This window comes from Streptomyces sp. NPDC015345, from assembly GCF_043078805.1.
Lineage (GTDB): Bacteria > Actinomycetota > Actinomycetes > Streptomycetales > Streptomycetaceae > Streptomyces.
The window spans coordinates 77,235-103,149 of record NZ_JBIBTX010000002.1; the positions used below are offsets into that span (position 1 = coordinate 77,235).

Genomic DNA, 25,915 nt, shown 5'->3' on the forward strand with positions numbered 1-25,915 from the left:
GCGCTCAGCCCGGCTCCTGGTGCTCGCGCACCGCACGGCCCGGCGTCAGATCTTGCTCCCCATGAGGGAGGCGAACGACGTGGGGTCGGCGTCGAAACCACGGATGGCCTCGCGGAACGACCACGCCCCGGACTCGTCCCTGGTGAATTCGGCGATGGTCGCGGCCGTGCTGTCGGCGACGCCCGCGAGGTCGCTCTGTGCCAGGTCCGTGTGGCCCTCGCGGATCCGCACAGCGGTGTTCGTGATGTCGCCGAACACCTTCTGCGTCTCCTGCTGCTGGATCGCTACGCCCACCACGACGCGGGAGTACGTGGGCGCGAGGCGATCGAGTTCCAGCACCATGACCTCGTCGAAACCGAAGCCCTGCCCCGTCCTGCTGTCACGGTTCAGGGTGATCGTGCCGTCCGGCGAGCGGCTGTCGAAGTGGACGAGGTAGACGGGCTTCCCGTAGGGAGCGTCCGCCGCGTACGTCGCGGCGATGATGTCGAGGTCGTTGGGCGGGGAACCGGCCGTGCTCGGGTCCCACTTGAGACCGACTTCGACCTTCTTGATTCCCTTGCTGACACTGCTCATTGGGCTTCCCCCTCCTCGTGACCTGGCCGTCGTCGTTCCGCCAGGATGTCCCGGATACACGCTACGACGTACGACTGACAACGGAGTAGCTTCCCTGGTCAGGAGGGCGCCATGGACGTAACCGGACGGCTCGGTCGTCGAACAGGGCGTCCCTGTGCGCGAATTGACGATGATTCTCGCTCGGGCGTTCGGCATCGAGGCGGGTGCCACCGGCTCGGCCGAGCTGATCCGGGTGCACTACGCCGGAGCGCGACCCGGGCCGCGCTCCGCGCCGTACGATGGCGCGGTGCTGGTCAAGTGGATTCGCTGCACCGTGGTGGACCGTCGGGGGTTCGAGCGAGGGCAGCGGAAATGGGCGGGGCTTTTGGGGGAGCCGGGGTTCCGGGGACAGGGCGGGGGGTGGAGCCGAGGGCGGCCGGGTGTCGCCCATGTCTTCGCCTTCTGGGAAAGCCGTGCCTTCTATGACTCCTTCATGGCTCGCTCGCACGACCGCCTGGCGGCTGCACAGGGGGGCACCTACAAGGACCTCCAGGCCAAGCTCTTCGATTACCGCTTCGACGTGAAGACAGGGTTCGAACCGCGCTTCACGGGCGCCGACGTGGTGCGCGTGGCGCACTGCCGGGTCCGCGAAGATCGGGTCGAGCACTTCGCCCTCATGCAGGAGAAGGTGTGGAACCCGGCGATGGCGGGCTCACCCGGGATGGTGCGCGGGCTCTTCGGAGAAGCGCCCGGACACGAATTCCTCGTGCTTTCCATGTGGCAATCCGCCGCCGAGCACGGCAAATACCGCGCCGAGCGGGTGGAACGCCTCTCGCTGCGTGCGCAGACGGACGCCGATGTCGCCGCTCTCGCCGGGGACATCGTGCAACTGGAGCCGTCCTGGACGGTCTGACCCCGCAGCGCGGTGAGGGCGCGCACCCTCACCGCCTGGTGAACACTCCTTCACGCGTCGCGGCGATGGCCGCAGCCGCCGACTGGTCGGCGAGCGTCGTGTCGATCGGCTCACGTGTGATGAAGACGCGGAACAACAGGGGTGCGGACACGGCGCGGACGAGTGCCGCCGCGTCGATGTCAGCAGTCGCCTCGCCGCGCTCCACCGCACGGGCGACGACCGTCTCGCAGCGGGTGAACCGCTCGGTGTAAAAGGAGTGCAGGGCTGCGGCGGCGCGCTCCGACTGGAAGGCCGCGGCGATGAAGGCGGTCGGCGCCGCCGCCGACGCCTCGTCGGAGAAGGATGCGACCACCTCCCTGGCCAGCTCCCGCAGATCCCCTTCCAGGCTGCCGGTGTCCGGCGGCGTCCATGTGTCCTCGCCCGCCATGTCCAGGGCGTCGGCGACCATGCCTTCGAGTCCGCCCCATCGGCGGTACAGCGTGGTCTTGTGGACTCCCGAGTGATCGGCCACGTATTCGACGGTGAGACCGGGGTAGCCATGATCGGCGAGGCCGCTCAGCACGGCGTCGCGGACGGCGGCGCGGGTGCGGGCCGTGCGGCCGCCGGGGCGGCGGGTGCCGGGGGCGGTGGTCGACGCCGGCGACGACTCGACATCGTCGGGCCTTGGGACCCCTTTGGGCCTCGGGACCCCTTTGGAAGGGTTTCGCCGGTCCGTATCGCCACTCGCCGACCCGGCGGCATGCCGATCCGCATCCTGCGACCGGCTGCTCCGACCAGCGGCAACGGGCTTCTGCGCCATGGATCGTCCCTCTCCGTCATCTCGTGTCCGCGAAGTTTACTGCAACTTCTGTTGCGTTAGCTCTCTCGTTGTGTCACACTCATCGTAATGCAACCTCAGTTGCGTTAATCTGGTATGGATGCGAATTCGGGGGTGCCCTTGCCTACTCAGATCTCTCTGCATGGCGTGACCAAAGCCCGTGGCGATCGGCTGTTGTTCGACGGGGTCTCCCTCGCGATCAAGCCGGGCGAGCGCATAGGCGTCGTGGGGGAGAACGGCGCGGGCAAGTCGACACTCCTGCACCTGATGTCCGGTGACGACCAGCCCGACGAAGGAGAGGTCGTGACCGTCGCCGAACAGGGGGTCGGGCTGCTCGCGCAGACTCCCCAGTTGCCTGCGGAGCGCTGCGTCGGTGACGCGATCGACGCGGCGCTGGCCGAGTTGCGAGCCATGGAGCGGCGGCTGCGCGAGCTCGAAGCGGACCTTGGTTCCGCGACCGAACAGGCCCTGGGGGAGTACGGCGATCTGCTGACGTCCTTCGAATCGCGCGGCGGCTATGAGGCGGACGCGCGTGTGGACAAGGCTATGCACGGGCTGGGCCTCGGGCATATCGGCAGGGACAGAGTCCTGGGCAGCCTGTCCGGAGGTGAGCAGGCGAGGCTCGGCCTGGCCTGTCTCATCGCTGCGGCCCCGGAAGTCATGCTCCTGGACGAACCGACGAACCACTTGGACGAGGGGGCGCTCGACTGGCTGGAGAGCGCCCTGTCGGTACATCGCGGCACCGTGGTCGCGGTCTCCCACGACCGCACGTTCCTGGAGCGGGTCGTCACCGCGATCCTCGAAGTGGACGCAGACCGCAGGACAGTGGTGCGCCACGGTGGCGGCTATCAGGGACTGCTCGCGGAACGGGCAGCTGCCCGCTCGCGCTGGGAGCAGGAGTACGCGCAGTGGTGCGAGGAGACCGCCCGACTCCAGGAGTTCATGGCGACCACCGCCCATGCCGTCGCCGGCGGACGCGCCATGAAGGACAACAACAAAATGGCGTACGACCGGGCGGGAGGCCGAGTCCAAGCCTCGGTCGCGGGCCGGGTGCGCAACGCGCAGGAGCGACTCCGCAGGCTCCAGGAGCAGCCCGTCGCCAAGCCTTCCGAGCCTCTGAGGTTCGCGGCGCGTCCCATGACGGGCGCCACCGAAGGCGAGCTGGTGGCCTTGCGGAACGTACGCGTGGGCGAGCGGCTCGCAGTGGACGAGTTCACGGTATCGGCCGGCGAGCGCCTGCTGATCCACGGGGATAACGGCGCGGGGAAATCCACACTGCTGCGCACCCTGGCGGGCGTGCTGGAACCGGACCAAGGCACCGTCGTCCGCAGAGGACGGATCGGCTATCTCGCACAGGAGATACCGGTACGACGTCCTGCCGAGCGCGTCCTTGAGGTCTTCGGAAGAGGGCTCGGACTGACCGAGGAGGAAGAGACGGAACTGCTCCTCTCGTTCGGCCTGTTCCGGGATCGCGACCTGCACATTCCAGTGGGCTCGCTCTCTGCCGGACAACGCCGGAGGCTTGCTCTTGCGCGGCTGCTCGCCAGGCCCGCGGACCTCCTGCTCCTCGACGAGCCCGCCAACCACCTGGCGCTCGGCCTGGTCGAGGAATTGGAGGCGGCGCTCGACGAGTGGACAGGAGCGCTGGTCGTCGTCTCGCACGACCGGTCCCTGCGGCGGCGTTTCACGGGGCGAATACGCCGGATGGAGTCCGGGCGGCTACCCGGCTGACCCACCCGCGAGCGAGCCGATCTAGGGTTTCCGCATGGCACGCCCGCGGCGCATCATCCTGGTCCGGCACGGCGAGTCGGCGGGGAACGCCGACGACACCGTGTACGAGCGCGAGCCCGACCACGCGCTCGCCCTCACCGAGACGGGGTGGGCCCAGGCGGCGGAGACGGGCAAACGGCTGCGGGAGGTGCTCGGTCGGGAGCGGGTGAGCGTGTACGTCTCGCCGTACCGCCGCACGCACGAGACGTTGCAGGCGTTCCGGCTCGACCCCGAGCTGGTGCGGGTGCGTGAGGAGCCCAGGCTGCGGGAGCAGGACTGGGGCAACTGGCAGGACCGGGACGACGTACGCCTGCAGAAGGCGTACCGGGACGCGTACGGACACTTCTTCTACCGTTTCGCGCAGGGCGAGTCGGGAGCCGATGTCTACGACAGGGTGGGGGCCTTCCTGGAGAGCCTCTACCGGAGCTTCGAGGCCCCGGACCACCCGCCGAACGTCCTGCTGGTCACGCACGGACTCACCATGCGGCTGTTCTGCATGCGGTGGTTCCACTGGACGGTGGCAGAGTTCGAGTCCCTGGCCAACCCGGGGAACGGCGAGATGAGGATGCTGGTGCTCGGTGAGGACGGCAAGTACGCACTGGACCGGCCGTTCGTGCGCTGGCGCGAGCCGGAGCCGTACGGCGTCACCGGATAGAGTGGCAGGGCGATGACCGCTGACTCCTCTCCCGACCGGCGCCTGGAGCGCGCTCTGGCCAGCCTGCGCGGACTGGCGGTGGGGGACGCGCTGGGCTCCCAGTTCTTCGTGCCCGCGCATTACCCGCTGCTCAAGCACCGACAGCTGCCGGACGCTCCGTGGCAGTGGACCGACGACACCGAGATGGCCTGTTCCGTGCTGGCCGTCCTCATGAAGCACCACCGGATCGACCAGGACGCGCTGGCCCAGTCCTTCGCCGAGCACCACGACTTCGACCGCGGGTACGGCCCTGCCGTGAACCGGTTGCTGAGGCTGGTCCGTGAGGGCGGCGATTGGAGGGAGCTGGCCTCCGCGCTCTTCAAGGGACAGGGGTCCTGGGGCAACGGCGCCGCGATGCGGATCGCCCCGCTCGGCGCCTGGTACGCGGACGACCCGGAGCAGGCGACGCACCAGGCGGAGATCTCGGCCTACACCACGCATCAGCACCGCGAGGCCGTGGTCGGCGCCATGGCGGTGGCCGCGGCCGCTGCGCTGACGGCCGATCCGGCGGGCCCGCCGACGCCACAGGCACTCCTCGACGGCGTCGTCGCCCTGGTGCCGCGCAGTGCCGTGGGTGCGGGACTGCGCCGGGCGCGGGACATGCTCGACTACGGCGACGCGGCGACGGTCGCCGCGGTGCTGGGATGCGGGCGCCGCACGACGGCCCACGACACGGTGCCGTTCGCGCTGTGGTCGGCGGCCCGGGGGCTCGGCGCGTACGAACACGCTATCTGGGACACCGCCCAGGTGGGCGGCGACATGGACACGACCTGCGCCATCGTGGGGGGCGTGGTTGCTTCCCGCGACGGTGGCGAGCCGCCCGCGGAGTGGCTGGAGCGGACCGAGGCGCTGCCGGACTGGCTGCCCGTCGGGAAGGCCTGATCCCGGGCATTTTGGGAACCATCGACGGCCGCAGGTCACGGTCGTGCCACAGGCGCATCCGGGCCGGGAGCTGAGCATGGACGTCCGGTTAGTCTGATGCGGCCGTCAGTTGATCTTGGCTTGCGCGCGTTGAACGAGATGCCGGTCCCGGCAGCCCAACGGTCACGTTTGTGAGCGGCGTGCGGTCCGGATGAACCGGTCGGGAGGGGGTCCCGTGTCCGACCTATCAGCCAGTGGTGGTGAGCCCACGGCCGGTGGCGAAGCAGAACGTAGCGGCGATGGCGAAGCACTACGCGGAGGCCAAGCGGTTGCCGGTGGTGGTGCGTCCGTCAGCGGTGATGCATCTGCTGGTGGGAGTGCATCGGCCGCGGTGGACGCGCCCGCGTCGAAACCGCCTGGCGTCACCGCGCCGCCGGCCGTTGAGGAGCCACGCGACGCCGCCGAAGCGACTGGTGGTCACGGGGTGTCGGTACCCGCCGGCGGTGGTCAGGCCGGCCCCGAGGGCCGGGCCGCCGCACCGCCGCAGTACGGGACGCCTGTGCCGCCGCGGCATCCGCAGTACCAGGCAGTGGGACGGGGAGGACCACAGCCACACGACGCCTGGGGTTCCCCCATGCGCGAAACCACGCCGTTCCTCGCCGATCTGCGCACCGCCCCGCCCGGCCCCGTCCGGACGGCGACACTCTTCTCGGTGCTCGCCGCCGCCGTACTGAGCATGCTGCTCCTTGGTGACGGGCTCGCGATCAATCTGCTGATCGTCGCCGTCCCCGCCGCGCTCGCTGCCTACTTCGCCTCTCAGAAAGCCGGTAGCCCGCCCGGCCCCTGGTCCCTGACGTGGGCGGTCGGCGGACTCGCACTGCTGATCGTGCCCGCACTGCGGGACGCGGGATGGCCGTCGTTCCTCGCTATCGTCTCCGCGATCGCGCTCGGCTCACTCGCCTTGCAGGGCTGCCGGACCTGGCTCGGGATAATCCTCAGCCCCGTCGGCCTCTTCGATGCGATCTGGAAGGGGCTCGTCTGGGGGTGGCGAGGCATGCGCGAGCGCGCGGGGAGTGCGCGCGGTGCCGGTCCCGCGATGCGCGCGGTGGCGATGACCGCCGTGCTGCTCCTGGTCTTCGGCGCACTGTTCGCAGGTGCGGACGCCGCGTTCGCCGACCTGCTCGGCGAGCTGATACCGGACACATCGCTCGCCGGAGCCCCCTGGCACGTCCTGCTCCTGGTGATCGGGGCGGCCGGCGCGCTCGCCGCAGCGCACGTGGCTGCTTCCCCCCTCCGGTGGGACCGGCTCGTGGTGAAGCCCGGCCGGGCACGCGGCCGGATGGAGTGGGCGCTGCCGCTGATCGTCCTCAACGTCCTCTTCGCGGCCTTCAACGCCGTCCAGCTCGCCGTGCTCTTCGGCGGCTACGAAGCCGTCCTCGACAAGACAGGACTCTCGTACTCCGCCTATGCGCGGCAAGGCTTCTGGCAGTTGCTCCTGGCCACGCTCCTCACACTGCTCGTCATCGTGTTCGCGTTGCGGTGGGCACCTCGTGATGGCGCCAAGGACCGCACGCTCGTCCGTGCGGTGCTCGGCACGCTCTGCGCGCTGACGCTCGTCGTGGTGGCGTCCGCGATGCGCCGTATGGACATGTACGTGGAGGCGTACGGCCTCACCCGGCTCAGGATTTCGGTCGTCGCAGTGGAGCTCTGGCTCGGCGTGATCATCGTATTGATCATGGCTGCCGGCGTCTGGGGCGCTCGATGGCTGCCGCGCGCCGTCGCCGCGAGCGCCGCGGCGGGAGTGCTGGCCTTCGGTCTGCTGTCGCCCGACGCGATGATCGCCGAGCGCAACGTGCAGCGTTACGAGGACACCGGAAAGTTTGACCCTGATTACGCCCGTCAGCTGTCCGCGGACGCGATACCGGCCCTCGACAAGCTTCCGGAGCCCCAGCGCTCCTGTGCGATCGAGGACATAGCCGACAGCCTCGGCGATGAGGAAGGTCCCTGGTACGCGACGAGCCTGGGGGAGTCCCGGGCGAGGCAGATCATCGAGGCCCGGCCGCCGCGGACGGGCGTGGGGGTCTGCGGAAGGACGGGTACGGACGATCCGCACACCCCGTACCCGTCCTACCCCTGACGTCGACTCGGCGCTGGTGGCGGCGGCTGAGGTGACCGCGTCCGCCCGCCGCCCGCACCCGCTTCAGCAACCACTGCCCGCACCGGGCGGCCACACCTCGCCTGCCGGGCCGATCTGACCGCCACGGTCGGCTCGCGCCCCGCTCAGCCGCCGCTGGGCCCGGCCGCGCTCGCCGTGCCGGAAAGAGCGTCGAGATCGCTCTTGCGTACGCGGACCACCAGTACGGCGGTCGCCAGGGCCAGCAGAGCCATCGCCACCGCCGGTATGAAGGCGGTCGAGATGCCCTCGGACAGCACTTCGTGGCCCCAAGGCGCCGGGAGTTCGTGCGTCTTGGCGAACTCGGCCTTCTGTTCCGGCGTGGCGTGCGCCATGAAGTCCGCCATCTGCTCCTTCCCCTCGTCCCGGCTCGCCGTGCCGAAGACCGTGGTCAGGATGGAGAGGCCGAGCGAGCCACCCACCTGCTGCGTCGCGTTGAGCAGCCCGGACGCCGCGCCTGCCTCGTGCAGGCCGACTCCGGAGACCGCCGTCAGCGTCAGCGTCACGAAGTTCAGGCCCATGCCGAAGCCGAACAGCAGCATCGGGCCGAGCACCCCACCGACGTACGAACTGTCCGGCCCGAGCAGCGTCTGCCAGCCCAGTCCCGCGGCGACGATGACCGACCCCGTCACCATGAACGGTTTGGGGCCGAGCACAGGCAGGAACTTCTGCGACAGGGCCGCACCGAGGGCGATCACGACCGTGACCGGCAGGAACGCCAGGCCTGCCTCGATGGGCGTGTAGTTCAGTACGTTCTGCACGAACAGCACGATGAAGAAGAACATGCCGAACATCGCGGCAGCCAGGCTGAGCATGATCACGTACGTGCCCGAGCGGTTGCGGTCGGCGAACATACGCAGCGGAGTGATCGGTTCCTTCGCGCGGCTCTCGACGAGCACGAAAGCGATCAGGAGGACGACCGCCGCCCCGAACGACCCCAGGGTGAGGCTGTCGCGCCAGCCCTCTTCCGCCGCCCGGATGAAGCCGAAGACCAGCGAGGTCATGCCCGCCGTCGAGGTGAGCGCGCCGAGGAGGTCGAAGCGGCCCGGGTGGCGTTCGGATTCGTTGATGTAGAGCGGGGTGAGGACGGCGATCAGGATGCCGATGGGTACGTTCACGAACAGCACCCAGCGCCAGTCGAGCCACTCGGTGAGCATGCCGCCGGCCAGCAGCCCGATCGCGCCGCCGCCCGCCGATACGGCTGCGAAGACGCCGAACGCGCGGTTCCGCTCCGGTCCCTCGGGGAAGGTCGTCGTGATGAGCGCCAGCGAGGTGGGTGACGCGATCGCGCCTCCGACACCCTGGAGGGCGCGCGCGGCCAGCAGTTGCCACGGCTCTTGGGCGAATCCGCCCAGAAGCGAGGCGAATGTGAAGAGGAGGATGCCGGCCATGAAGACGCGGCGTCGTCCAAGGATGTCCCCGGCCCGGCCGCCGAGCAGCAGCAGGCCGCCGAAGGTGAGGGTGTATGCGCTGACAACCCAAGTGAGGTCGGTCGTCGAGAAGTTGAGCGCGCCCTGAATGTGGGGAAGCGCGATATTCACAATCGTCGCGTCTAGGACCACCATGAGTTGGCAGGCCGCGATGACGGTGAGGGCTATGCCGGGGTGCCCCTCCCGGCGTGCGGCTCCAGGCTTTCGATCTTGCGTAAGTTGAGAGGTAGTCACATGATCCCCCGCAAGTGCCATAGTGAACGGTCCCGTTCACTGTCCTGAAAGACGGTAGTGACTCCCCTTCAGTGAACGCAAGCGTTCACTGAAGCTCGCTTCCCTCTTTTCTGCTCGCTTGCTCGCTCAACGGAGAGATGTTGATGGTTACTTCGCGCTGGACGGCCGCCCCCGCTCAGGCGGCTTCCCCGCGGCGCCGGGGGCCCGTGCTGGAGAGGGCGATCCTCGATGCCGCCCTTGAACAGCTCAGTACGGTCGGCTGGGGTGGGCTGACGATGGAGGGCGTCGCGGCGGGCGCGCAGACGGGTAAGGCCGCGGTGTACCGCCGCTGGCCGTCCAAGGCGGACCTCGTCGTACACGCGCTGCGGGCCGGGCTGCCGCAGATCGACAGTGCGCCGGACCTCGGAGGTGTTCGGGAGGAGCTGCTGCAACTGTGCCGGCAGATGCGGGAGGCGATGTTCTCGCGCCCCGGCTTCGCCTTGCGTGCCGTACTTCACGAATGCGACTCGGAGACGGCGGAACGCTTCCGTGACGTGATCTTCGAGGGGGTCGTCGAACCGGGCGTCAAGCTGATCAAGGAAGTCGTACGCCGGGGAATTGCGCGCGGAGAGGTGCGTTCCGGGGGAATGGACGACTACGTATGTGATGTCATCCCGGCCATGCTGATGTATCGCTCCAAGGTGTGCGGGAGCGAATGGACGGATGAGGAATTCGAGGATCTGATCGATCAGGTGATGGTGCCGCTATTGCGGAGGTGAGGTGAGGTGCGGGCCGGTTCCTGGTGGGCCTGGTGGGGTGGGTCGGCCGCGCCGGGTGACTGGTCGGCCGGATGCTTCGCGCTGTCTGCCGAGCGGCTTTCCCGCGGTCGGTGAGGTCGGTCCTCGGGCCCGCTCTGACCGGCCAGGGACCTGCCGGAGGCCCCCTCCGGAAGGTCCCCGAAGTTACTGGGCAGGCCTGGGTGTCGCTGGAGACCTCAGGCGGCGTAGGCTATCTGGCGCCATGCCGTACCAAGCACCCACCCACACCGTCGAGCGCTCCTTGCGCGCCACCACCGGAGCGAAGATCGTCGCCGGTGTCGACGAGGTCGGGCGCGGTGCGTGGGCGGGCCCCGTCACCGTCTGCGCGGCGGTCACGGGACTGCGCCGGCCGCCCGAAGGGCTCACCGATTCCAAGCTGATCACTCCCAAGCGGCGCACCGTGCTCGCGGCGGAACTGGAGAGCTGGGTCACGGCGCACGCCCTCGGGCATGCCTCGCACGAGGAGATCGACGAACTGGGGATGACGGCCGCGCTGCGGCTCGCCGCGGTGCGCGCGCTGGAGGGGCTGCCGGTCCGTCCGGACGCGGTCATCCTCGACGGCAAGCACGACTACCTCGGCGCTCCCTGGCAGGTTCGTACGGTGATCAAGGGCGACCAGTCCTGTGTGGCCGTCGCGGCGGCTTCGGTCATTGCCAAAGTCCGGCGCGACAAAATGATGGCCGAACTGGGCATCGAACATGCAGACTTCGGTTTTGCGGCCAACGCCGGCTATCCCTCGCCGGTACACAAGGCCGCGCTGGCGGAACGGGGACCCACCCCGTACCACCGGCTTTCGTGGGCGTATCTTGATGCGCTGCCCCAGTGGCGGCACCTCAAGAAGGCCCGCAGCTGGGCGGACGGAAACGTTCCGGAAATCGAGGGTCAGCTCGGCTTTGAGTTCTGACGCTTTTCCGGCCCTTCCGGTCGCACTCATGTGCCACCCGCCGACGCGACTCGCATCGGCGTTTGATAGACAACACTTCATGCCTCTCATTCCCGAGGAGCCTCAGATTCACGAGAGTGCCCAGGGTCCCCGCGCCACGCCGGCCAATGGCCGCACCGCGCCGACCCCCCGCCCCGTACCCGGTCCGCGTCCCGTGGCCCCGCCGCGCCCCGGCCGTCCGGGCCCTGCCCGGCCGATGCCGCCCGCGCAGCGCACGCCGCGCGATGCGGCCGCCAAGCCTGGGCCGTCCGCCCCGGCTGCTTCCGGTCCCTCCACCGCTGCTCCCTCCACTTCCGGAGTGACTGCTTCCGGAGTGTCCGCTTCCGTAGCATCCACTGACCGTGCCCCCGCGGCTTCCGTTCCGCAGATCCAGCTGATCCCGGCCTCGGCCGAGGGCGCGCTGGACGCGGCGGAGGAAGCCGTCGACCTGCTGCTCGACTCCGGGCGCGCGCCCGGGGACGTCCTGGTGATCACCACCGGCGATCCGCACCCGTGGGCCACGCACGAGCTGTCCTTCGGCGAGGCCGCCTACTGGGCTCAGCACGACGCGGGTGACGACGTCTTCTACGCCGACGCCTCCGCGCTGACCCGTGCGGCGTCCAGGCCCGTGGTCGTCGTCGCCGTCAACGGCGGCAGCGAGGAGACCGCGGTCGCCGCGCTGCCGACGGCCGTGACCCGTGCAGGCACCCTGCTGATCGTGTGCGGCGACCCGCAGCGGATCAACTCGATGCTGGGCGCAGGCGTCTGACGTCCGCGTCCGGCATCACCGCCTGGCGCGTCCTGGCCAGGCGGGTGCCTCAGGCGTACGACTCTAGGCGTCTGCGCCAGGCGTACGACGCTTGGCGTCTGCGTCAGGCGTACGACGACGTCCGGTAGAGGACGCACGTTGGCGGCCGCTGCGGGCCGCGTGTCGCTCGGCGGGGCCGTGCGGTGTCAGAGTCACCGTGCGGTGTCCACCGCGGTGCGGTGGGCTGTGCCGTGCCGTGCGGATTGGGTCGCGGGTGATCCGACGTTGGTCGCGCGAGGCATGGCTGGCTCGGCTGCTTGTCGATCCGTGCTGTGCCGTTCGTGCGGTTCCGTGCGGTTTCCGGTGAGCGGGCGGTGTGGGGACGGGGTGCGTGCCTCTGGGCTGTGCCTGTGCCTGCGCCTGTTCGTTGTCTGTGCCTGACGGGGGCCATGTCGGGGGCGGCGCGGCATGTCGGGGGCGGCTGTGGCTGGCAGGCCACCCGCCGGTTCGGCTGGGTCTGCGCCGGGTGGGTCGAGGTGACGACGCCCATGGTGCCCGCGTCTGAAGCGCTGCGGCGAGGTCGCGCCCCGCGGGCAGTGCGGCCCGTGTCCGTCCGCGTCAGCGTGCCGCCGCGCGACGAAGCACGTCCGAGGCTGCCCCTCCGGTGCGAGGAGTCGGCGGATCGGCCCCTGTGAGGGCTTCAGGCTGCGAGTCGGCGCTCGGCCTGCGGCCACCGCGTCCCTCACCGAGCACCTGCCAGCCGTCGCGCGTCAGCGTGATGTACGCGCCGCAACGCAATCCGTGCAAGGTGCAGGCGTCCCGCAGACCCCACATCCAGGCTCCGTCCTCCTGCGTCCAACGGGCGTCCCCTTCGCGGCAGTAGAGCAGCACGGCCGTGCGCACCGGCGTGCGGCGCCGCAGATCGTGAGGGATGATCCGGCGCAGCTGGGCCAGCAGAGCGTTGCGGAATACCCAGCCGTCCGTCGCGCTCGCGCGCCGACTGAACGAAGCGCTCGCCCGGAGCCGTTCCTCCGCATCCAGCACCGCCACGACGGCCGTCATGGGCGTCGGCCGATGCCGGGAGTGCAGACCACTCACGACCTCACGGGGGTTGCGCAGCAGAGGGATTCCCGCGGCAGACCACTCTGCGGGTTCAAGCATCCGGGCCAGTCGGTGGGCGGCATCGGCGGACATGTCGGCCGACGTCGAAGACTGCGACAGCGATGCCGCATCGGACGGAGCGAATCCGAAGGTCACGGTCCTCCCTTCGGCTACGCGCCCCAACTGAGGGCGGGGTCGGGCTGGGGGAGCGCACCGCGGCGCAGCCCTACCGGGCCTTGGGTATCGCGCGGGGAGCAACTCCAATTCTTCCCGCCGTCGTGGCTCGCGGCAACGAGCAAGTCGCGGCCACGCGCCGGTATCGGGCGATGCGTCGCGTATATCCCTGCCCAACTCGTCCTGTCCTGACGCTCATTTCAGCCCTGCACAGCCAGGACCAGCGGCAACACCCCCTTGGCGCCGGCGCGACGGAGCATGCGCGCCGCCACCGCGAGCGTCCAGCCGCTGTCGGTCATGTCATCGACCAAGAACACTGGCCCCTCGGCTTCCTGGAGCGCGGCGGCGAGCGCGGGCGGCACCGTCAACGCGCCGTCCAGGGCGCGCAGGCGCTGCGCGCTGTTGCTCCTCGGGACCCGCCCCGCATCGGCCCCCGCGGTGTACTCGATGGAGCCGAGGAGGGGGAGCCGGCCCACTTCGGCGATCCGGGCTCCCAGCGACTGGATCAGCTGAGGCCGGGTGTGCGAGGTCATGGTCACCACGCCTACCGGTCGCGGTTGTGCGTCGCCCGCGCCCGAGGCCCAGCCGCCGGGACCCTTGGCCCAGTCCGCCAGTACATCCACCACGGCCTTCGCCACGTCGTCCGGAACCGGCCCGTCCGGGGCCTGCGGGGTGAGCATGGGACGCAGGCGGTTGCCCCACCCGATGTCGGAGAGTCGGCCCAATGCCCGCCCGGGAGCGGCCTGTTCGCCTGCCGGAATGCGTCCCTTGAGGTCCACGCCAACTGCGGCCAGGCCGGTGGGCCACATCTTCCGGGGCTCGACGTCCACGCCCGCCCGCCCGAGCTCGCCCCGTGCCGAGTCCAGCGCGGCGGAGGAGACCTCATCCCCGAATCGCGCACCCGCGCAGTTGTCGCAACGCCCACAAGGGGCCGCTCCCTCGTCGTCCAGTTGGCGCCGCAGGAACTCCATGCGGCAACCGGACGACGACGCGTACTCGCGCATCGCCTGCTGCTCGGCCTGCCGCTGCTTGGCGACCCAGGCGTAGCGCTCGGTGTCGTACGCCCACGGCTGGCCGGTGGAGATCCACCCGCCCTTCACGCGGCGGACAGCACCGTCCACGTCGAGGACCTTGAGCATCGTCTCGAGCCGTGAGCGGCGCAGCTCGACCAAGGGCTCAAGAGCAGGCAGCGAAAGCGGTCTGCCGGCTTCGGCCAGGACGTCGAGCGTACGGCGCACCTGCTCCTCGGGCGGGAAGGCGAGCGAAGCGAAGTAGTTCCAGATCGCCTCGTCCTCCTTGCCCGGCAGAAGCAACACCTCCGCGTGGTCGACACCGCGGCCCGCGCGCCCCACCTGCTGGTAGTAGGCGATCGGTGAGGAGGGGGAGCCGAGGTGGACCACGAACCCCAGGTCGGGCTTGTCGAAGCCCATGCCGAGCGCGGAGGTGGCGACCAGAGCCTTCACGCGGTTGGCGAGAAGGTCTTCCTCGGCCTGCTGACGGTCGGCGTTCTCGGTCTTCCCCGTGTACGAGGCGACCGTGTGCCCGCACTGTCGCAGATAGGCGGTCACCTCTTCGGCGGCGGCGACCGTGAGGGTGTAGATGATCCCGGACCCCGGCAGGTCGTTGAGGTGGTCGGCCAGCCAGGCCAGCCGATGTGCGGCATTCGGCAACTGGAGTACGTTCAGGCTCAGGCTCTCCCGGTCGAGAGGCCCGCGTAGCACGAGCGCGTCCGAACCGCCCCCGGTACCCAGCTGCTCGGCGACATCCGCCGTCACGCGCGCGTTGGCGGTCGCCGTGGTGGCCAGGACCGGCACGTCGGGCGGGAGGTCGGCGAGCATGGTCCGCAGCCTGCGGTAGTCGGGCCGGAAGTCATGACCCCAGTCGGAGATGCAGTGCGCCTCGTCGACGACGAGCAGCCCGGTGGCCGCGGCGAGCTTGGGCAGGACCTGGTCGCGGAAGTCCGGGTTGTTGAGGCGTTCGGGACTCACCAGCAGCACGTCGACGTCCCCCGCGGCGACCTCGGCCTGGACGGACTCCCACTCCTCCGTGTTGGAGGAGTTGATCGTGCGCGCGCGGATGCCGGCTCGAGCGGCGGACTCGACCTGATTGCGCATGAGGGCGAGCAGCGGCGAGACGATCACGGTCGGACCGCTGCCGCGCTCGCGCAGCAGGGCCGTCGCGACGAAGTACACCGCGGACTTGCCCCAGCCCGTGCGCTGCACGACCAGCGCCCGGCGTTTGTCGGCGACCAGCGCCTCGATCGCGCGCCACTGATCCTCGCGCAGCCGGGCGCCGCCCGACGGGGGCGCCTCGCCGGGGGTGGAGGCGGGGCCGCCGACGAGGCGGGCGAGTACGGCGTCGGCCGCCGTGCGCAGGTCTTGGTTGGTCATGCCCCCATGCAACCCGATGGGTCGGACATTAGGCGAACGGGTTCGTCGGCCTGTGGATAAAGCTTGGCGTGTCCCTGATCGGGGTTATCCACAGGGGCAACCGGAATCTTGTGATCCGCGGGAGAGTCGGCGCATGACGAATCACAGCGAAGCAACCGGTCCGATCGACCCGAACGGCATCGACGCGGACGGTATTGACCCGAACGGCATCGACGCGGGCGGTATTGACCCGACCGGTATCGATGCGGGCGGCATTGGTCCGAGCGGCATCAAAGCGAATGGTGTCGACCCGAACCGCGCGGCCCGTCTCGGCGGCTCAGTCGAACCCACCAGCGCGCTTCGCCCCAGTGGCCCGGTCGGCCCCGTGGACCCGGTCGGTCCCGTGCGCCCCGCTGGCCCCGCTGGCCCCGACGAGACCGTCCGCCCCGGCAGCCTCACCGATATCGGCGAGGGGACGGCCCCGCCGAACCCGTTCGATGAGCCGCTGGTCACCCTGCGCACACCGGCCGAGCTGGCCGATTCCCTGCCGTACCTACTCGGTTTCAAGCCCGAGGAAAGCATCGTGCTCATCGCTCTGCATGGTGATCGCGGGCAGTTCGGCGGGCGCGTGCGTCTGGGAATCCCGGAGCGCGCGGAGGACTGGCCGAACGTCGCGGAGCAACTGGCGCAGTGCCTGGTGGGCGGCTGCGAGCGGAGGGGAGCTCGCCCCGACGGCGTCATCGCCTTCCTCTGCCGGGAGCCCGACGCGGCAGGGTCCGGCCAACCTGTCGTGGAGCAGTTGCGGCCGCTGGCGCAGGTGTTGCGTACGGCGTGCGGTGCCCTCGACGTCCCGGTCTTCGAAGTCGTGTGTATTTCGGGGGACCGTTTCTGGACCTACTGCTGCCCGGAGACCCGCTGCTGCCCACCGGAAGGCATGCCTCTGCTCAGGCCGGGCACCTCGGTCCTCGCCGCCGCGGCGACCTACGTGGGAGTCCAGGCGACCGCGACGCAGAGCGAGATCAGGGGGCGCCTGACTCCCTGGGAAACCGCTGCGGCGATCGAACAGGAGCGGGCCTTGGACGCGGCGGGCCTCGCGCTCATCCCCAGGATGCTGAGCGAGAAAGCGCGCATCACCGCTGTCGAGACGCTCGATCTGGCGCACCGAGTCATGGCGCGGCTGGCCGACGCCCCGCCCGTTTCCGGCACGCTTGAGGCCGACGGCAGGGACGACGAACTGATCGCACACGACGAGGCGGCCGCCTTGATCCTCGGCCTCCAGGTCCGGGATACACGGGACCGCGCGGCTGAGTGGATGGAAGGCGCTGAGGCGCCTCTGGCCCTGCGTCTGTGGAGGGCGCTGTCCCGCCGCTGCGTCGGCGCGTACACGGAGCACGCCGCGGCGCCGCTGGCCCTTGCCGGGTGGGTCGCCTGGTCCCTCGGTGACCTGGCGGAAGGCCAGGAAGCCCTGGACATGGCTCTGTGCGCCGACCCGGAGTACATGTTCGCTCTGCTCCTGAACCGAGCCTGCAACGAAGACATGGACCCGGAGCCGATCCGTCGCTGTCTCCGCAGGAGGCGCGACGACCGCGACGACCGCGACGACCATGACGACCATGACGGGGATGTGGCCCTCGAATCGCCGGACGGCATGGCCAAAATGCCGCAGGCTGAAGGGCTGTTGGAGGCAGGGGCCTCGTCCACGCGGGAAAGCGCCCCTCGACGACGCCGGCGGCGGCTGCCTCGCTCGCCCGGAAGCGATGGCCCCAGTACCTCCGACGCCCCTCGCACCTCAGGAGGACCAGGCAGCCCCCGCGCCACAGGCGGCCCCGGCGGCTCCCGCGCCTCCGGCAGTCCGGGTACGGGCCCGCAGAACCGGCGGCGCACGCTCAGGCGCGGCACGAGGAACGGCCGATGAGCGCGCCCGTCCGTTGCTGGGCCAGATGGGCGGCGCGGTTGCGCTCAGGGCTGGCGTCCATACGAAGTTGGCTCCATGTGGTCGGCTTCCCGCCGTGGAGGCGTGACTTGCGGCAGGGCGGGCCCGTTCACCTGAGTGGCGGTACCCGCGACCGGGTCGCGTGGCTGGACCGCCTCCGACCTTCCGTAGCGCAGACAACGCCGAAGAAGCCGCCCCATGTCCCTTTCCGCTCCGTCTCCCGCACCCGACAGAGAGGGGCCCCACCGGGCCGCGCCGGCCCCCGCGTTCCGGCCTCTCGCACCGCAGCCGTCCGGCGCACCGGCTCAGGCACAGTCGACGAGGACGATGTCCGCGACCGCGCCCCGATGCGCGGAGCTCCCGCCCGCGCATGCGACCTTGATCTGCGTCGCTCTCCCCGCCTTCGCGATCTCGACGGACCAGGGGCAGTTGACCGGCCGCGGACTGGAGGGGTTCTACCGCGCGGGACGACGGCTCCTGTCCCGCTGTCAGGTACGCGTGGCAGGGCGCGAGCCGGTCGCGGTGCAGGCCCGGATGCTCTCGGCGGACAGCGCCCGCTTCATGGCGACACTGCGCCTGTCGACCGGTACCGGTCCCGACCCGGAACTCGTCGTCGAGCGGATCCGGTACGCCGACGGTACGGAACGGATCACGCTGCACAGCTCGGCCGTGCGCCCCCTGCGGCTGCCCCTCGAGATCTCGCTCGGCACGGACCTCGCGGAGTTGGGCATCGTCGCGTCCGGCAGAGCCGGGCCCGAGGTTCCCGCAAGCGTGCACGACTCCGGGATGCGGTGGTCATCCGCAGGGGCGCATTGCCTGGTCACGGCCAGCCCGGCGCCCGCGGACGCTCTGGCCTCCGCAGGATTGTTGCGCTGGGAGGTGGACCTTCCGCCAGGTGCCTCTCGCAGCATTGAGCTGCGGGTGAGACCTGATGGAGCGGGGCCGATCCGTGCGGCAGGACACGGCGCGATGCGTTCCGTCGCCGCGGCGAAGGCGGTCGGCGATGACCCCGGAGTCCAGCCACTGCTGGCCCGTTCCGTCGAGGATCTACAGGCGCTACTGCTGAGGGACCCCGAGCACACCAGTGACATCTACCTGGCCGCAGGTGCGCCCTGGCGCTGCGGACTGGCGCCCGCCGAGGCGCTGGCCGCCGCCCGCATGGCGCTGCCGCTCGGTACCCGGCTCGCCGCCGGGACGATGCGCAGCCTTGCCCGGAATCAGCTCGCGGGGGCAGGTCCCCGGTCGGGCATGATCCCGGGGCCATTGAGGGACGCGGGGCCACACCTGCCACCGGGCTGCGCCGGCACCGAGGCGACGCTGCTCTTCCCGGCGCTCCTCGCCGAGGCGCGACGATGGGGGCTTCCCGGGCCGGAGGTGGAGGAACTGCTGCCCACGGCGGAGAGGTGCCTGCGGTGGCTGCGTACCGCGATCGGTGACGGCGTGTTCCTGCCGGACGCGCATCCGAGTGGGCTGGCGCGCTGTGAGACCCAGGCGCATGCGCACCGGGCCGCGCTGCTCGGCTCCGACCTGCTCGAGGCGTACGGCATAGAGGGCTCCGCGGGCCTGCGGCAATGGGCCCAGCGGCTGCGCTCGGCGTTCCGCGAGGAGTTCTGGGTGGCGGACCGGGCAGGTGGCCGCCCGGCTTCGGCCCGCCTGCCCGACGGCCGCCTTCTGCCGTACCTCACCGGGGGCGCGGCCCACCTCCTGGATACCGGCCTGCTGGGGTCGGGGGAGCTTGCCCCGGGCCTGCTCGACAAGATCCAGACCGAACAACTCGCCCGGCTGCTGGGCGGGCCCGTCATGGACTCCGGCTGGGGGCTGCGCAGCCTCGGGTCAAGTGAGGCCGCGTACAACCCGTTCGGGCACCGGGGCGGGGCGGTCCGTGTGCAGGAGACGGCGGTCGCCGTCACGGGCCTCGCGGCGGCGGGATACGACAAGGAGGCGAGCTCACTGTTGCGAGGCATGTTGTCCGCGGCCTCGTGCTTCGACCATCGGCTGCCGGAGATGTACGCGGGGGAGCAGCGCACGGAGGGAGGGGCCCCGCTGCCGCACCCGGCTGCCTGCCGCCCGTCCGCGATCGCTGCCGCGGCCGGGGTGCATGTCCTGACGGCGCTCGCCGGGATTCGTCCCGACGCGCCCGCGGGGACTGTGACGTTGAGTCCGGTCCGCAGTGCCCCATTGGGGGAGCTCGGGCTGACCGCGCTGAGTGTCGCGGGCGCCCCGTTCTCCGTACGGGTGAGCCGGCTGGGCCTCGCCATGGTCGAGGAGGCGGCCGAGGGGCTTCAGTTGGGAGTGTGACCCTGAAGAGCGGAGGGGAGGGCCACAGGTCAGGAAATCCGCAGCGCGGAGGGTGAGGCGGAGGAAAGGTACGAGGGACCGGCAGTCATGCAAGGACGGGGAAGAACCACGCCGGAAGGGTGAACGAGGCAGGTGTTTATCGTCAGGAAGACGACTATGATCGCCGCATGCCCCCCTACGACCCGTCGGCCTTCCCGCCCTTCGCCGTCACTGTCGACCTGGTCGTGCTGACCGTGCGCCGCCACGCGCTCTGCGCGCTGGCCGTGCGGCGCGGTGAACAGCCGTTCCAGGGGCGCTGGGCGCTACCCGGAGGATTCGTACGTCCGGACGAGGACCTCTCGGCCGCGGCGGCGCGCGAACTCGTCGAGGAGACGGGCCTGTGTGCCCATGAGCCCGACGCTCCGGCGCAGGACAACGGAGCACATCTCGAACAGCTCGCCACGTACGGCGACCCAAAGCGCGATCCCCGGATGCGAGTGGTCAGCGTCGCCCACCTCGCGCTCGCGCCGGACCTGCCCGCGCCCCGGGCGGGCGGCGATGCGCACAGTGCGCGTTGGGCGCCGGTGGAGGCCCTGCTCAATCAGGCGAGCTTCGGCCGTGACGGCGAACCGGCCGCGCCGCTTGCCTTCGATCACGCACAGATCCTGGCCGACGGCGTGGAGCGCGCCCGTTCCAAAATCGAGTACTCGTCACTTGCCACGGCCTTCTGCCCGCCGGAGTTCACGGTCGGAGAGCTGAGACGGGTGTACGAGGCGGTCTGGGGCGTCGTCCTCGACCCCCGCAACTTCCATCGCAAGGTGACCGGCACCCCAGGCTTCCTCGTCCCCACGGGCGGCACCACGACCCGGCAGGGAGGCCGCCCCGCCCAGCTCTTCCGTGCGGGAGGCGCGACGCTCCTCAACCCGCCGATGCTGCGCCCGGAGGTCTGACCCCCCACCGCGCGCCTCGGGGCCGGAGCGTGCCGCCGTGCTCGCGTTGGCCGTCGGTACCTCGCCCATCGGCTCTTCGTCTCCGACGCTCCAGCCGTTTCCTGCGTTCTGGCGGTCTTCCGGGGACACCCGCAGCCGGGCTCCTGCCCGAAATGCCGTAAATGTCGCGTTATCTTGCTTTAGTACCCACGGGGTTCGTCCGTCCCCGATCCGGCGGACGGGCCTCGGCCGCCGAGCGGTCGCCCCGTCCTGCGAGAGAAGCGATGATCCAGGCCATCGGACTGACCAGCAATCCCCGCGAGGAGCTCCCGCCCGCCGTCGACGACGTGTCCTTCGAGGCGCGCGCCGGCCGTGTCACGGCGTTGCTCGGCGCCGAGGGCGCTGGGAAGACCACGGCACTGCGGCTGATGCTCGAACTCCAACAGGGCCGCGGAATCACGTACTTCAGGGGCCGCCCCCTGCACCGCATCCCCCATCCGTCGCGCGAGGTGGGCGTGCTCCTGGGCGACGTCCCGGGGCACCCGTCGCGCACTGTCCGTGGTCACCTGCGCATGCTGTGCGCGGCAGTCGGAGTGCCCGTCCAGCGCGCTGACGACGTACTCGAGGTCGTAGGTCTCGTGAGCCTCCGGGATCAGCGCCTCGGCACCCTTTCGCGTGGCATGGACCGGCGTCTGGGGCTCGGCTGCGCACTGCTCGCGGACCCGCACACGCTTGTCCTGGACGGGCCGACCGAGGGACTCTCGGCCCGCGAGGGCGCCTGGCTGCACGGAATCCTGCGCGCCCACGCGAGCCAGGGCGGAACGGTCCTGTTCGCCACGGGCGACCCCAAGGAGGCCGCTCGGACCGCTGACCGCGTCGTCACTCTGGAGGCGGGGCGGCTCGTTGCGGACCAGGAAGCCCCCGACTTCGCTCGGACCAGACTCCGTCCCAGGGTCGCCGTGCTGAGCCCTTACGCGGCTCGCCTCGGCGCGCTCCTCACCAAAGAGGCACGTGCGAGCCGGCGGTCCATCGAGGTGGTCGCCGAGGGCGGCAACAGGCTCACCGTCTACGGCAGTAACTGCGCGGAGGTGGGGGAGACCGCGTACCGGCACGGCATCCTCGTCCATCAACTCGCCGACGAGGTGGGCGACGCGGGGCCTGTCGGTCCATCGGGCCGCTGGGAGCCGTCGGAGGCGTGGACGACCCCTGCGGCCGCCTCCGGGGCCGACGAAATCGGCCAAGGTGAGGCCGAGACCGAAGAAGAGGCGCCCCTGAGCGGGACGCAACGCCTCCCCACCGTCCCTCTGGCACCCCCCTCCACCGCTCTACCTGCCCCTCCCACCCCCCAGAGCGACTCCGCCTCCTGCCTGCCACCGCCCATCACCGTCCACCCCAGCCCCAGCCCTCTCCGCCCCCTGCGATACGAGCTGCGCCGTCTGACGGGTGTGGGGACCGGCTATCTCACCCTCGCGGTGGTCCTCGCCACATCCGTGCTGATCTGCGTCCTCCTGGCGCGGGCCGGGCACACGCCGCAAGCGCGCCTGCTCGCCGCCTGGCCTCAGGACCTGCCCCTGCCGCCGGCGGCCCTCGGCGCGGGGTTGCTCGGTGCCCTCGCGTTCGGGGACGAGTTCCGCCACCCTGCCCTCGCCGTGGACCGGGGCACAGTCCCGCGCCGCTTGGGGCTGCTCGTCGCCAAACTGCTCGTCGCCGCCGCCACGGCGCTGCTGTCGGGCGGGCTCACGGTCGGAGCCGACGCCGTGGTGCTTCATCTCGTATACGGAGAAGAGCTCAGCGGAGTTCCCGCTGACTGGCTTTCCTTGAGTGTGAGTTGGGCAGCCCTGGTCTCGGGGTGCGCTTGGGCCGGAGTGTTGGCCGCCGGCATCTTCCGTTCCACCACCGCGGGCCTGGCTGCCGTGCTAGGGGTGCCGATCGTCGTCGTACCTCTCGTACAAAAGGCCGTTGAGGGCCCTGCTGTGCGGTCGGCGGCCGGGCTTTCGGGGCGGCTGAGGGAGCTCGCGCTGATGCAGTGGCCGTTCGGAGTCGAGCGTTATGTGGCGGGAGGAATGCGCATGATCATTCAACCTGTGGGCGGGGCGCTGGCGTTGTCGCTCACCGCTCTGCTCTGCGCGTATGTGCTCACGGCGATGCGTAGCAGAGTCCGTTGAGGATCATCCGTCGTCTTCCGTTCCGGGCCTGTGCGCAACTCCCCGGGCGGCGCTCACTTCTTTCCGATAAGGCGTCAATTGCGGCGAGGTAAGCGATCACCCTTTCGTGTGCTTTTCACCAAAGACCTCAAGGCAGTTGGAGGCCACGCCGACAACTGATCCGTGAGTACCCTTGCGCACACCATGATGACCACCGCCCGCTCCGCCGACTCCGGTCTCGCCGGCCCGGGCGACCTCGACCGATACCCCTTCGCCGAGCCACATGGGGGCAGCGACCGTGTCGTCGCGCCCATGTGGGACGGCGCCGACCACGATCTGGGGCGCGTGAGCCGGCGCGCGTCAGGAAGCCGCGGCCGCGGGCTGCACGGCCAACTCGTCCAACAGCTGGGCCAGATGATCGTCTCCGGCGACCTGGGCGCCGACCGCCCGCTCGTCCCCGAGGAGATCGGCCAGCGCTTCGAGGTCTCCCGCACCGTCGTCCGTGAGTCGCTGCGCGTGCTCGAGGCCAAGGGCCTGGTAAGCGCCCGGCCCAACGTCGGCACGCGCGTGCGTCCCGTCAGCGACTGGAACCTGCTCGACCCGGACATCATCGAATGGCGGGCCTTCGGGCCACAGCGCGACGACCAGCGGCGCGAGCTCGGGGAGCTGCGCTGGATGATCGAGCCACTCGCCGCCCGGCTCGCCGCGGGACACGGCCGCGAGGAAGTGCAGCAGCGCCTCGTCGACATGGTCGAGATCATGGGCCACGCGCTGACCCAGGGTGACTCGATCACCTTCTCGCGCGCCGACGCGGAGTTCCACTCGCTCCTCATCCAGCTCGCCGGCAACCGCATGCTGGAGCACCTCTCCGGCATCGTCTCGGCCGCCCTCCAGGTCTCCGGGGGCCCCGTCACGGGCTGTGACCGCCCGAGCGAGGCCTCTCTCGTCCACCACTCGCGCGTCGTCGACGCGCTCGCGGCGGGCGACGGCGCCGTCGCCGAGGCCGCGATGCGGCAGCTGCTCACGGTCCACCCCGAGGTGGAGCGCGTCGTGCCCGCCCCGCGCGAGCACTGACCGCGCGTCCACGCCGCCCGCCGTGTGTGCTCCCCGCGGCAGGTGCCTCGCCGCCCCTGAGCGGTCGACGGCTCCCTCGCCGCACCAGCCGTCGCCGGATCTCCACGGGCTCCCCCAGAGCCCGGCGGGGTCCGGCGACGCGATCGTGAGGGTTGCGTCGCGGTGCATCGGGGGATCATTCGTGCATGCGTAAAGGTCGCTTCTGGCCGTATCTGGATGCTTTTGAGTACTTACGGGGTGTGACTCGGGCCACGTAGATTGGGCGTAACGCTCCAAGGAACAGCGCGATGACCTAAGAGGTGATAGCCGAGGAAGGAATACAGCGGACGTTCGCGACGCTGTGTAGCTTCCCGGCCCCCGCCCGCGCCGTCGGCCCAAATCCCTAGCCGCCGGTCGTCGGCTCCGGTCCACAATGGACGGGGCCGGAAGCCGTTTTCCAACGTTCCGAGAGGTTGTTCGTGTCGGCCAGCACATCCCGTACGCTCCCGCCGGAGATCGCCGAATCCGTCTCTGTCATGGCGCTCATCGAGCGGGGAAAGGCTGATGGGCAGATCGCCGGCGATGACGTGCGTCGTGCCTTCGAAGCTGACCAGATTCCGGCCACTCAGTGGAAGAACGTTCTGCGCAGCCTCAACCAGATCCTCGAGGAAGAGGGTGTGACGCTGATGGTCAGTGCCGCGGAGCCAAAACGCCCCCGCAAGAGCGTCGCAGCGAAGAGCCCGGCCAAGCGCACCGCGACCAGGACGGTCGCGGCCAAGACCGCCACGGCGAAGCCCACCGCCACCGCCGCCACTGAGGCGCCGACCGCGGACGGCACCGCCGAGGACGCGCCCGCGAAGAAGGTCGCAGCCAAGAAGACGACGGCCAAGAAGGCCGTCGCCAAGAAGACCGTCGCCAAGAAGGCCACGGCCAAGAAGTCCGCTTCCAAGAAGGACGCCGACGAGCTCCTGGACGAAGAGGCCACCGAGGAGGCACCCGCCGCCGGCAAGCCCGGCGAGGGCGAGCCCGCCGAGGAAGGCGCCCAGGGCTTCGTGCTCTCCGACGAGGACGAGGACGACGCGCCCGCCCAGCAGGTCGCCGCGGCCGGCGCCACCGCCGACCCCGTCAAGGACTACCTCAAGCAGATCGGCAAGGTCCCGCTGCTCAACGCCGAGCAGGAGGTCGAGCTCGCCAAGCGCATCGAGGCCGGTCTGTTCGCCGAGGACAAGCTGGCCAACGCCGACAAGCTCGCGCCGAAGCTCAAGCGTGAGCTGGAGATCATCGCCGAGGACGGCCGCCGCGCCAAGAACCACCTCCTGGAGGCCAACCTCCGCCTGGTGGTCTCCCTGGCCAAGCGCTACACCGGCCGCGGCATGCTCTTCCTGGACCTCATCCAGGAGGGCAACCTCGGTCTGATCCGCGCGGTCGAGAAGTTCGACTACACCAAGGGCTACAAGTTCTCCACGTACGCCACCTGGTGGATCCGTCAGGCGATCACCCGCGCCATGGCCGACCAGGCCCGCACCATCCGTATCCCGGTGCACATGGTCGAGGTCATCAACAAGCTGGCCCGTGTCCAGCGCCAGATGCTCCAGGACCTGGGCCGCGAGCCCACTCCGGAGGAGCTGGCCAAGGAACTCGACATGACCCCGGAGAAGGTCATCGAGGTCCAGAAGTACGGCCGTGAGCCGATCTCCCTCCACACCCCTCTGGGTGAGGACGGCGACAGCGAGTTCGGTGACCTCATCGAGGACTCCGAAGCGGTCGTGCCGGCCGACGCGGTCAGCTTCACGTTGCTCCAGGAGCAGCTGCACTCGGTCCTGGACACCCTGTCCGAGCGTGAGGCGGGCGTGGTCTCCATGCGCTTCGGTCTCACGGACGGCCAGCCCAAGACCCTCGACGAGATCGGCAAGGTCTACGGAGTGACGCGTGAGCGCATCCGTCAGATCGAGTCGAAGACGATGTCGAAGCTGCGTCACCCCTCGCGCTCGCAGGTCCTGCGCGACTACCTCGACTAGGTCTCG

At 70.3% G+C, this 25,915-nt stretch carries 18 protein-coding genes and 1 pseudogene; 14 read left to right on the forward strand and 5 right to left on the reverse strand.

Annotated elements, in window-relative coordinates:
* Window positions 1-45: 45 nt before the first annotated feature.
* Window positions 46-633: a TerD family protein gene (locus tag ACF062_RS06760; protein WP_392136678.1), complete on the reverse strand. Its 588-nt coding sequence runs from the start codon at window positions 631-633 to the stop codon at window positions 46-48.
* Between the two features lie 226 nt (window positions 634-859).
* On the opposite strand from ACF062_RS06760, the gene ACF062_RS06765 reads away from it, so the two are divergent.
* Window positions 860-1,465, forward strand: a complete 606-nt coding sequence (locus tag ACF062_RS06765) for a YdbC family protein (protein ID WP_356578491.1) — start codon at window positions 860-862, stop codon at window positions 1,463-1,465.
* 28 nt (window positions 1,466-1,493) lie between these two features.
* Here ACF062_RS06765 and ACF062_RS06770 read toward each other — a convergent pair.
* Window positions 1,494-2,093 (reverse strand): annotated as a pseudogene (locus ACF062_RS06770) (TetR/AcrR family transcriptional regulator C-terminal ligand-binding domain-containing protein); the annotation flags it as partial.
* 309 nt (window positions 2,094-2,402) lie between these two features.
* Here ACF062_RS06770 and abc-f point away from each other — a divergent pair.
* The 4 genes from abc-f to ACF062_RS06790 all read left to right on the forward strand — a co-directional run bounded on the left by abc-f (window position 2,403) and on the right by ACF062_RS06790 (window position 7,744).
* Entirely contained in the window at window positions 2,403-4,013 is a 1,611-nt protein-coding gene (gene abc-f, locus ACF062_RS06775; RefSeq protein WP_392136680.1) for a ribosomal protection-like ABC-F family protein, read from the forward strand.
* A 34-nt stretch (window positions 4,014-4,047) separates the two neighbouring features.
* Window positions 4,048-4,707 (forward strand): histidine phosphatase family protein, encoded by a 660-nt coding sequence (locus ACF062_RS06780; RefSeq protein WP_223777180.1) that lies wholly within the window; start codon window positions 4,048-4,050, stop codon window positions 4,705-4,707.
* Window positions 4,708-4,719: 12 nt separating this feature from the next.
* On the forward strand, window positions 4,720-5,628 hold the full coding sequence (locus ACF062_RS06785) for an ADP-ribosylglycohydrolase family protein (protein ID WP_392136683.1): 909 nt from the start codon (window positions 4,720-4,722) through the stop codon (window positions 5,626-5,628).
* Between the two features lie 613 nt (window positions 5,629-6,241).
* On the forward strand, window positions 6,242-7,744 hold the full coding sequence (locus tag ACF062_RS06790; protein ID WP_392136685.1) for a DUF4153 domain-containing protein: 1,503 nt from the start codon (window positions 6,242-6,244) through the stop codon (window positions 7,742-7,744).
* A 143-nt stretch (window positions 7,745-7,887) separates the two neighbouring features.
* Here the strand turns inward: ACF062_RS06790 and ACF062_RS06795 are convergent, their stop codons facing one another.
* The gene (locus ACF062_RS06795) at window positions 7,888-9,444 is read right to left on the reverse strand and encodes an MFS transporter (protein ID WP_392136687.1); all 1,557 of its coding nucleotides are present in this window, start codon (window positions 9,442-9,444) and stop codon (window positions 7,888-7,890) included.
* Window positions 9,445-9,587: 143 nt separating this feature from the next.
* On the opposite strand from ACF062_RS06795, the gene ACF062_RS06800 reads away from it, so the two are divergent.
* From ACF062_RS06800 to ACF062_RS06810, 3 genes are all read left to right on the forward strand, one after another.
* Window positions 9,588-10,202, forward strand: a complete 615-nt coding sequence (locus ACF062_RS06800) for a TetR/AcrR family transcriptional regulator (protein WP_392136688.1) — start codon at window positions 9,588-9,590, stop codon at window positions 10,200-10,202.
* 241 nt (window positions 10,203-10,443) lie between these two features.
* Window positions 10,444-11,145, forward strand: a complete 702-nt coding sequence (locus ACF062_RS06805) for a ribonuclease HII (RefSeq protein ID WP_356578375.1) — start codon at window positions 10,444-10,446, stop codon at window positions 11,143-11,145.
* Between the two features lie 79 nt (window positions 11,146-11,224).
* Entirely contained in the window at window positions 11,225-11,932 is a 708-nt protein-coding gene (locus ACF062_RS06810; RefSeq protein WP_392136690.1) for a hypothetical protein, read from the forward strand.
* 597 nt (window positions 11,933-12,529) lie between these two features.
* Here ACF062_RS06810 and ACF062_RS06815 read toward each other — a convergent pair.
* Both ACF062_RS06815 and ACF062_RS06820 read right to left on the reverse strand, forming a co-directional pair.
* Window positions 12,530-13,168: a hypothetical protein gene (locus ACF062_RS06815; protein WP_392136692.1), complete on the reverse strand. Its 639-nt coding sequence runs from the start codon at window positions 13,166-13,168 to the stop codon at window positions 12,530-12,532.
* 218 nt (window positions 13,169-13,386) lie between these two features.
* Complete coding sequence (locus ACF062_RS06820) at window positions 13,387-15,576, reverse strand: RecQ family ATP-dependent DNA helicase (protein WP_392136694.1); 2,190 nt, start codon at window positions 15,574-15,576, stop codon at window positions 13,387-13,389.
* Between the two features lie 133 nt (window positions 15,577-15,709).
* Between ACF062_RS06820 and ACF062_RS06825 the strand changes: the two genes are divergently transcribed.
* From ACF062_RS06825 to ACF062_RS06850, 6 genes are all read left to right on the forward strand, one after another.
* Window positions 15,710-17,470 (forward strand): DUF4192 domain-containing protein, encoded by a 1,761-nt coding sequence (locus ACF062_RS06825; RefSeq protein WP_392136695.1) that lies wholly within the window; start codon window positions 15,710-15,712, stop codon window positions 17,468-17,470.
* A gap of 345 nt (window positions 17,471-17,815) precedes the next feature.
* Window positions 17,816-19,786: a glycogen debranching N-terminal domain-containing protein gene (locus tag ACF062_RS06830; protein WP_392136697.1), complete on the forward strand. Its 1,971-nt coding sequence runs from the start codon at window positions 17,816-17,818 to the stop codon at window positions 19,784-19,786.
* Between the two features lie 167 nt (window positions 19,787-19,953).
* Window positions 19,954-20,715, forward strand: a complete 762-nt coding sequence (locus tag ACF062_RS06835) for an NUDIX domain-containing protein (protein ID WP_392136699.1) — start codon at window positions 19,954-19,956, stop codon at window positions 20,713-20,715.
* 263 nt (window positions 20,716-20,978) lie between these two features.
* Window positions 20,979-22,859 (forward strand): ATP-binding cassette domain-containing protein, encoded by a 1,881-nt coding sequence (locus tag ACF062_RS06840; RefSeq protein ID WP_392136700.1) that lies wholly within the window; start codon window positions 20,979-20,981, stop codon window positions 22,857-22,859.
* Window positions 22,860-23,021: 162 nt separating this feature from the next.
* A complete protein-coding gene (locus tag ACF062_RS06845; protein WP_356578362.1) occupies window positions 23,022-23,912 on the forward strand; it encodes a FadR/GntR family transcriptional regulator in 891 nt (296 codons plus the stop codon).
* Between the two features lie 452 nt (window positions 23,913-24,364).
* Window positions 24,365-25,909 carry an RNA polymerase sigma factor gene (locus tag ACF062_RS06850; protein WP_263303363.1) on the forward strand — a complete coding sequence of 515 codons (1,545 nt, stop codon included), beginning with the start codon at window positions 24,365-24,367 and terminating at the stop codon, window positions 25,907-25,909.
* The last annotated feature ends 6 nt before the right edge of the window (window positions 25,910-25,915 follow it).

Bases quoted from the DNA above. Each gene is read 5' to 3' on its own strand.
- ACF062_RS06820 (WP_392136694.1), bottom strand. From the start codon at position 15,576: ATGACCAACCAAGACCTGCGCACGGCGGCCGACGCCGTACTCGCCCGC.
- ACF062_RS06835 (WP_392136699.1), top strand. From the start codon at position 19,954: ATGCCCCCCTACGACCCGTCGGCCTTCCCGCCCTTCGCCGTCACTGTC.
- ACF062_RS06810 (WP_392136690.1), top strand. From the start codon at position 11,225: ATGCCTCTCATTCCCGAGGAGCCTCAGATTCACGAGAGTGCCCAGGGT.
- ACF062_RS06825 (WP_392136695.1), top strand. From the start codon at position 15,710: ATGACGAATCACAGCGAAGCAACCGGTCCGATCGACCCGAACGGCATC.
- ACF062_RS06785 (WP_392136683.1), top strand. From the start codon at position 4,720: ATGACCGCTGACTCCTCTCCCGACCGGCGCCTGGAGCGCGCTCTGGCC.
- ACF062_RS06800 (WP_392136688.1), top strand. From the start codon at position 9,588: ATGGTTACTTCGCGCTGGACGGCCGCCCCCGCTCAGGCGGCTTCCCCG.
- ACF062_RS06790 (WP_392136685.1), top strand. From the start codon at position 6,242: ATGCGCGAAACCACGCCGTTCCTCGCCGATCTGCGCACCGCCCCGCCC.
- ACF062_RS06780 (WP_223777180.1), top strand. From the start codon at position 4,048: ATGGCACGCCCGCGGCGCATCATCCTGGTCCGGCACGGCGAGTCGGCG.
- ACF062_RS06805 (WP_356578375.1), top strand. From the start codon at position 10,444: ATGCCGTACCAAGCACCCACCCACACCGTCGAGCGCTCCTTGCGCGCC.
- ACF062_RS06840 (WP_392136700.1), top strand. From the start codon at position 20,979: ATGATCCAGGCCATCGGACTGACCAGCAATCCCCGCGAGGAGCTCCCG.
- ACF062_RS06830 (WP_392136697.1), top strand. From the start codon at position 17,816: ATGTCCGCGACCGCGCCCCGATGCGCGGAGCTCCCGCCCGCGCATGCG.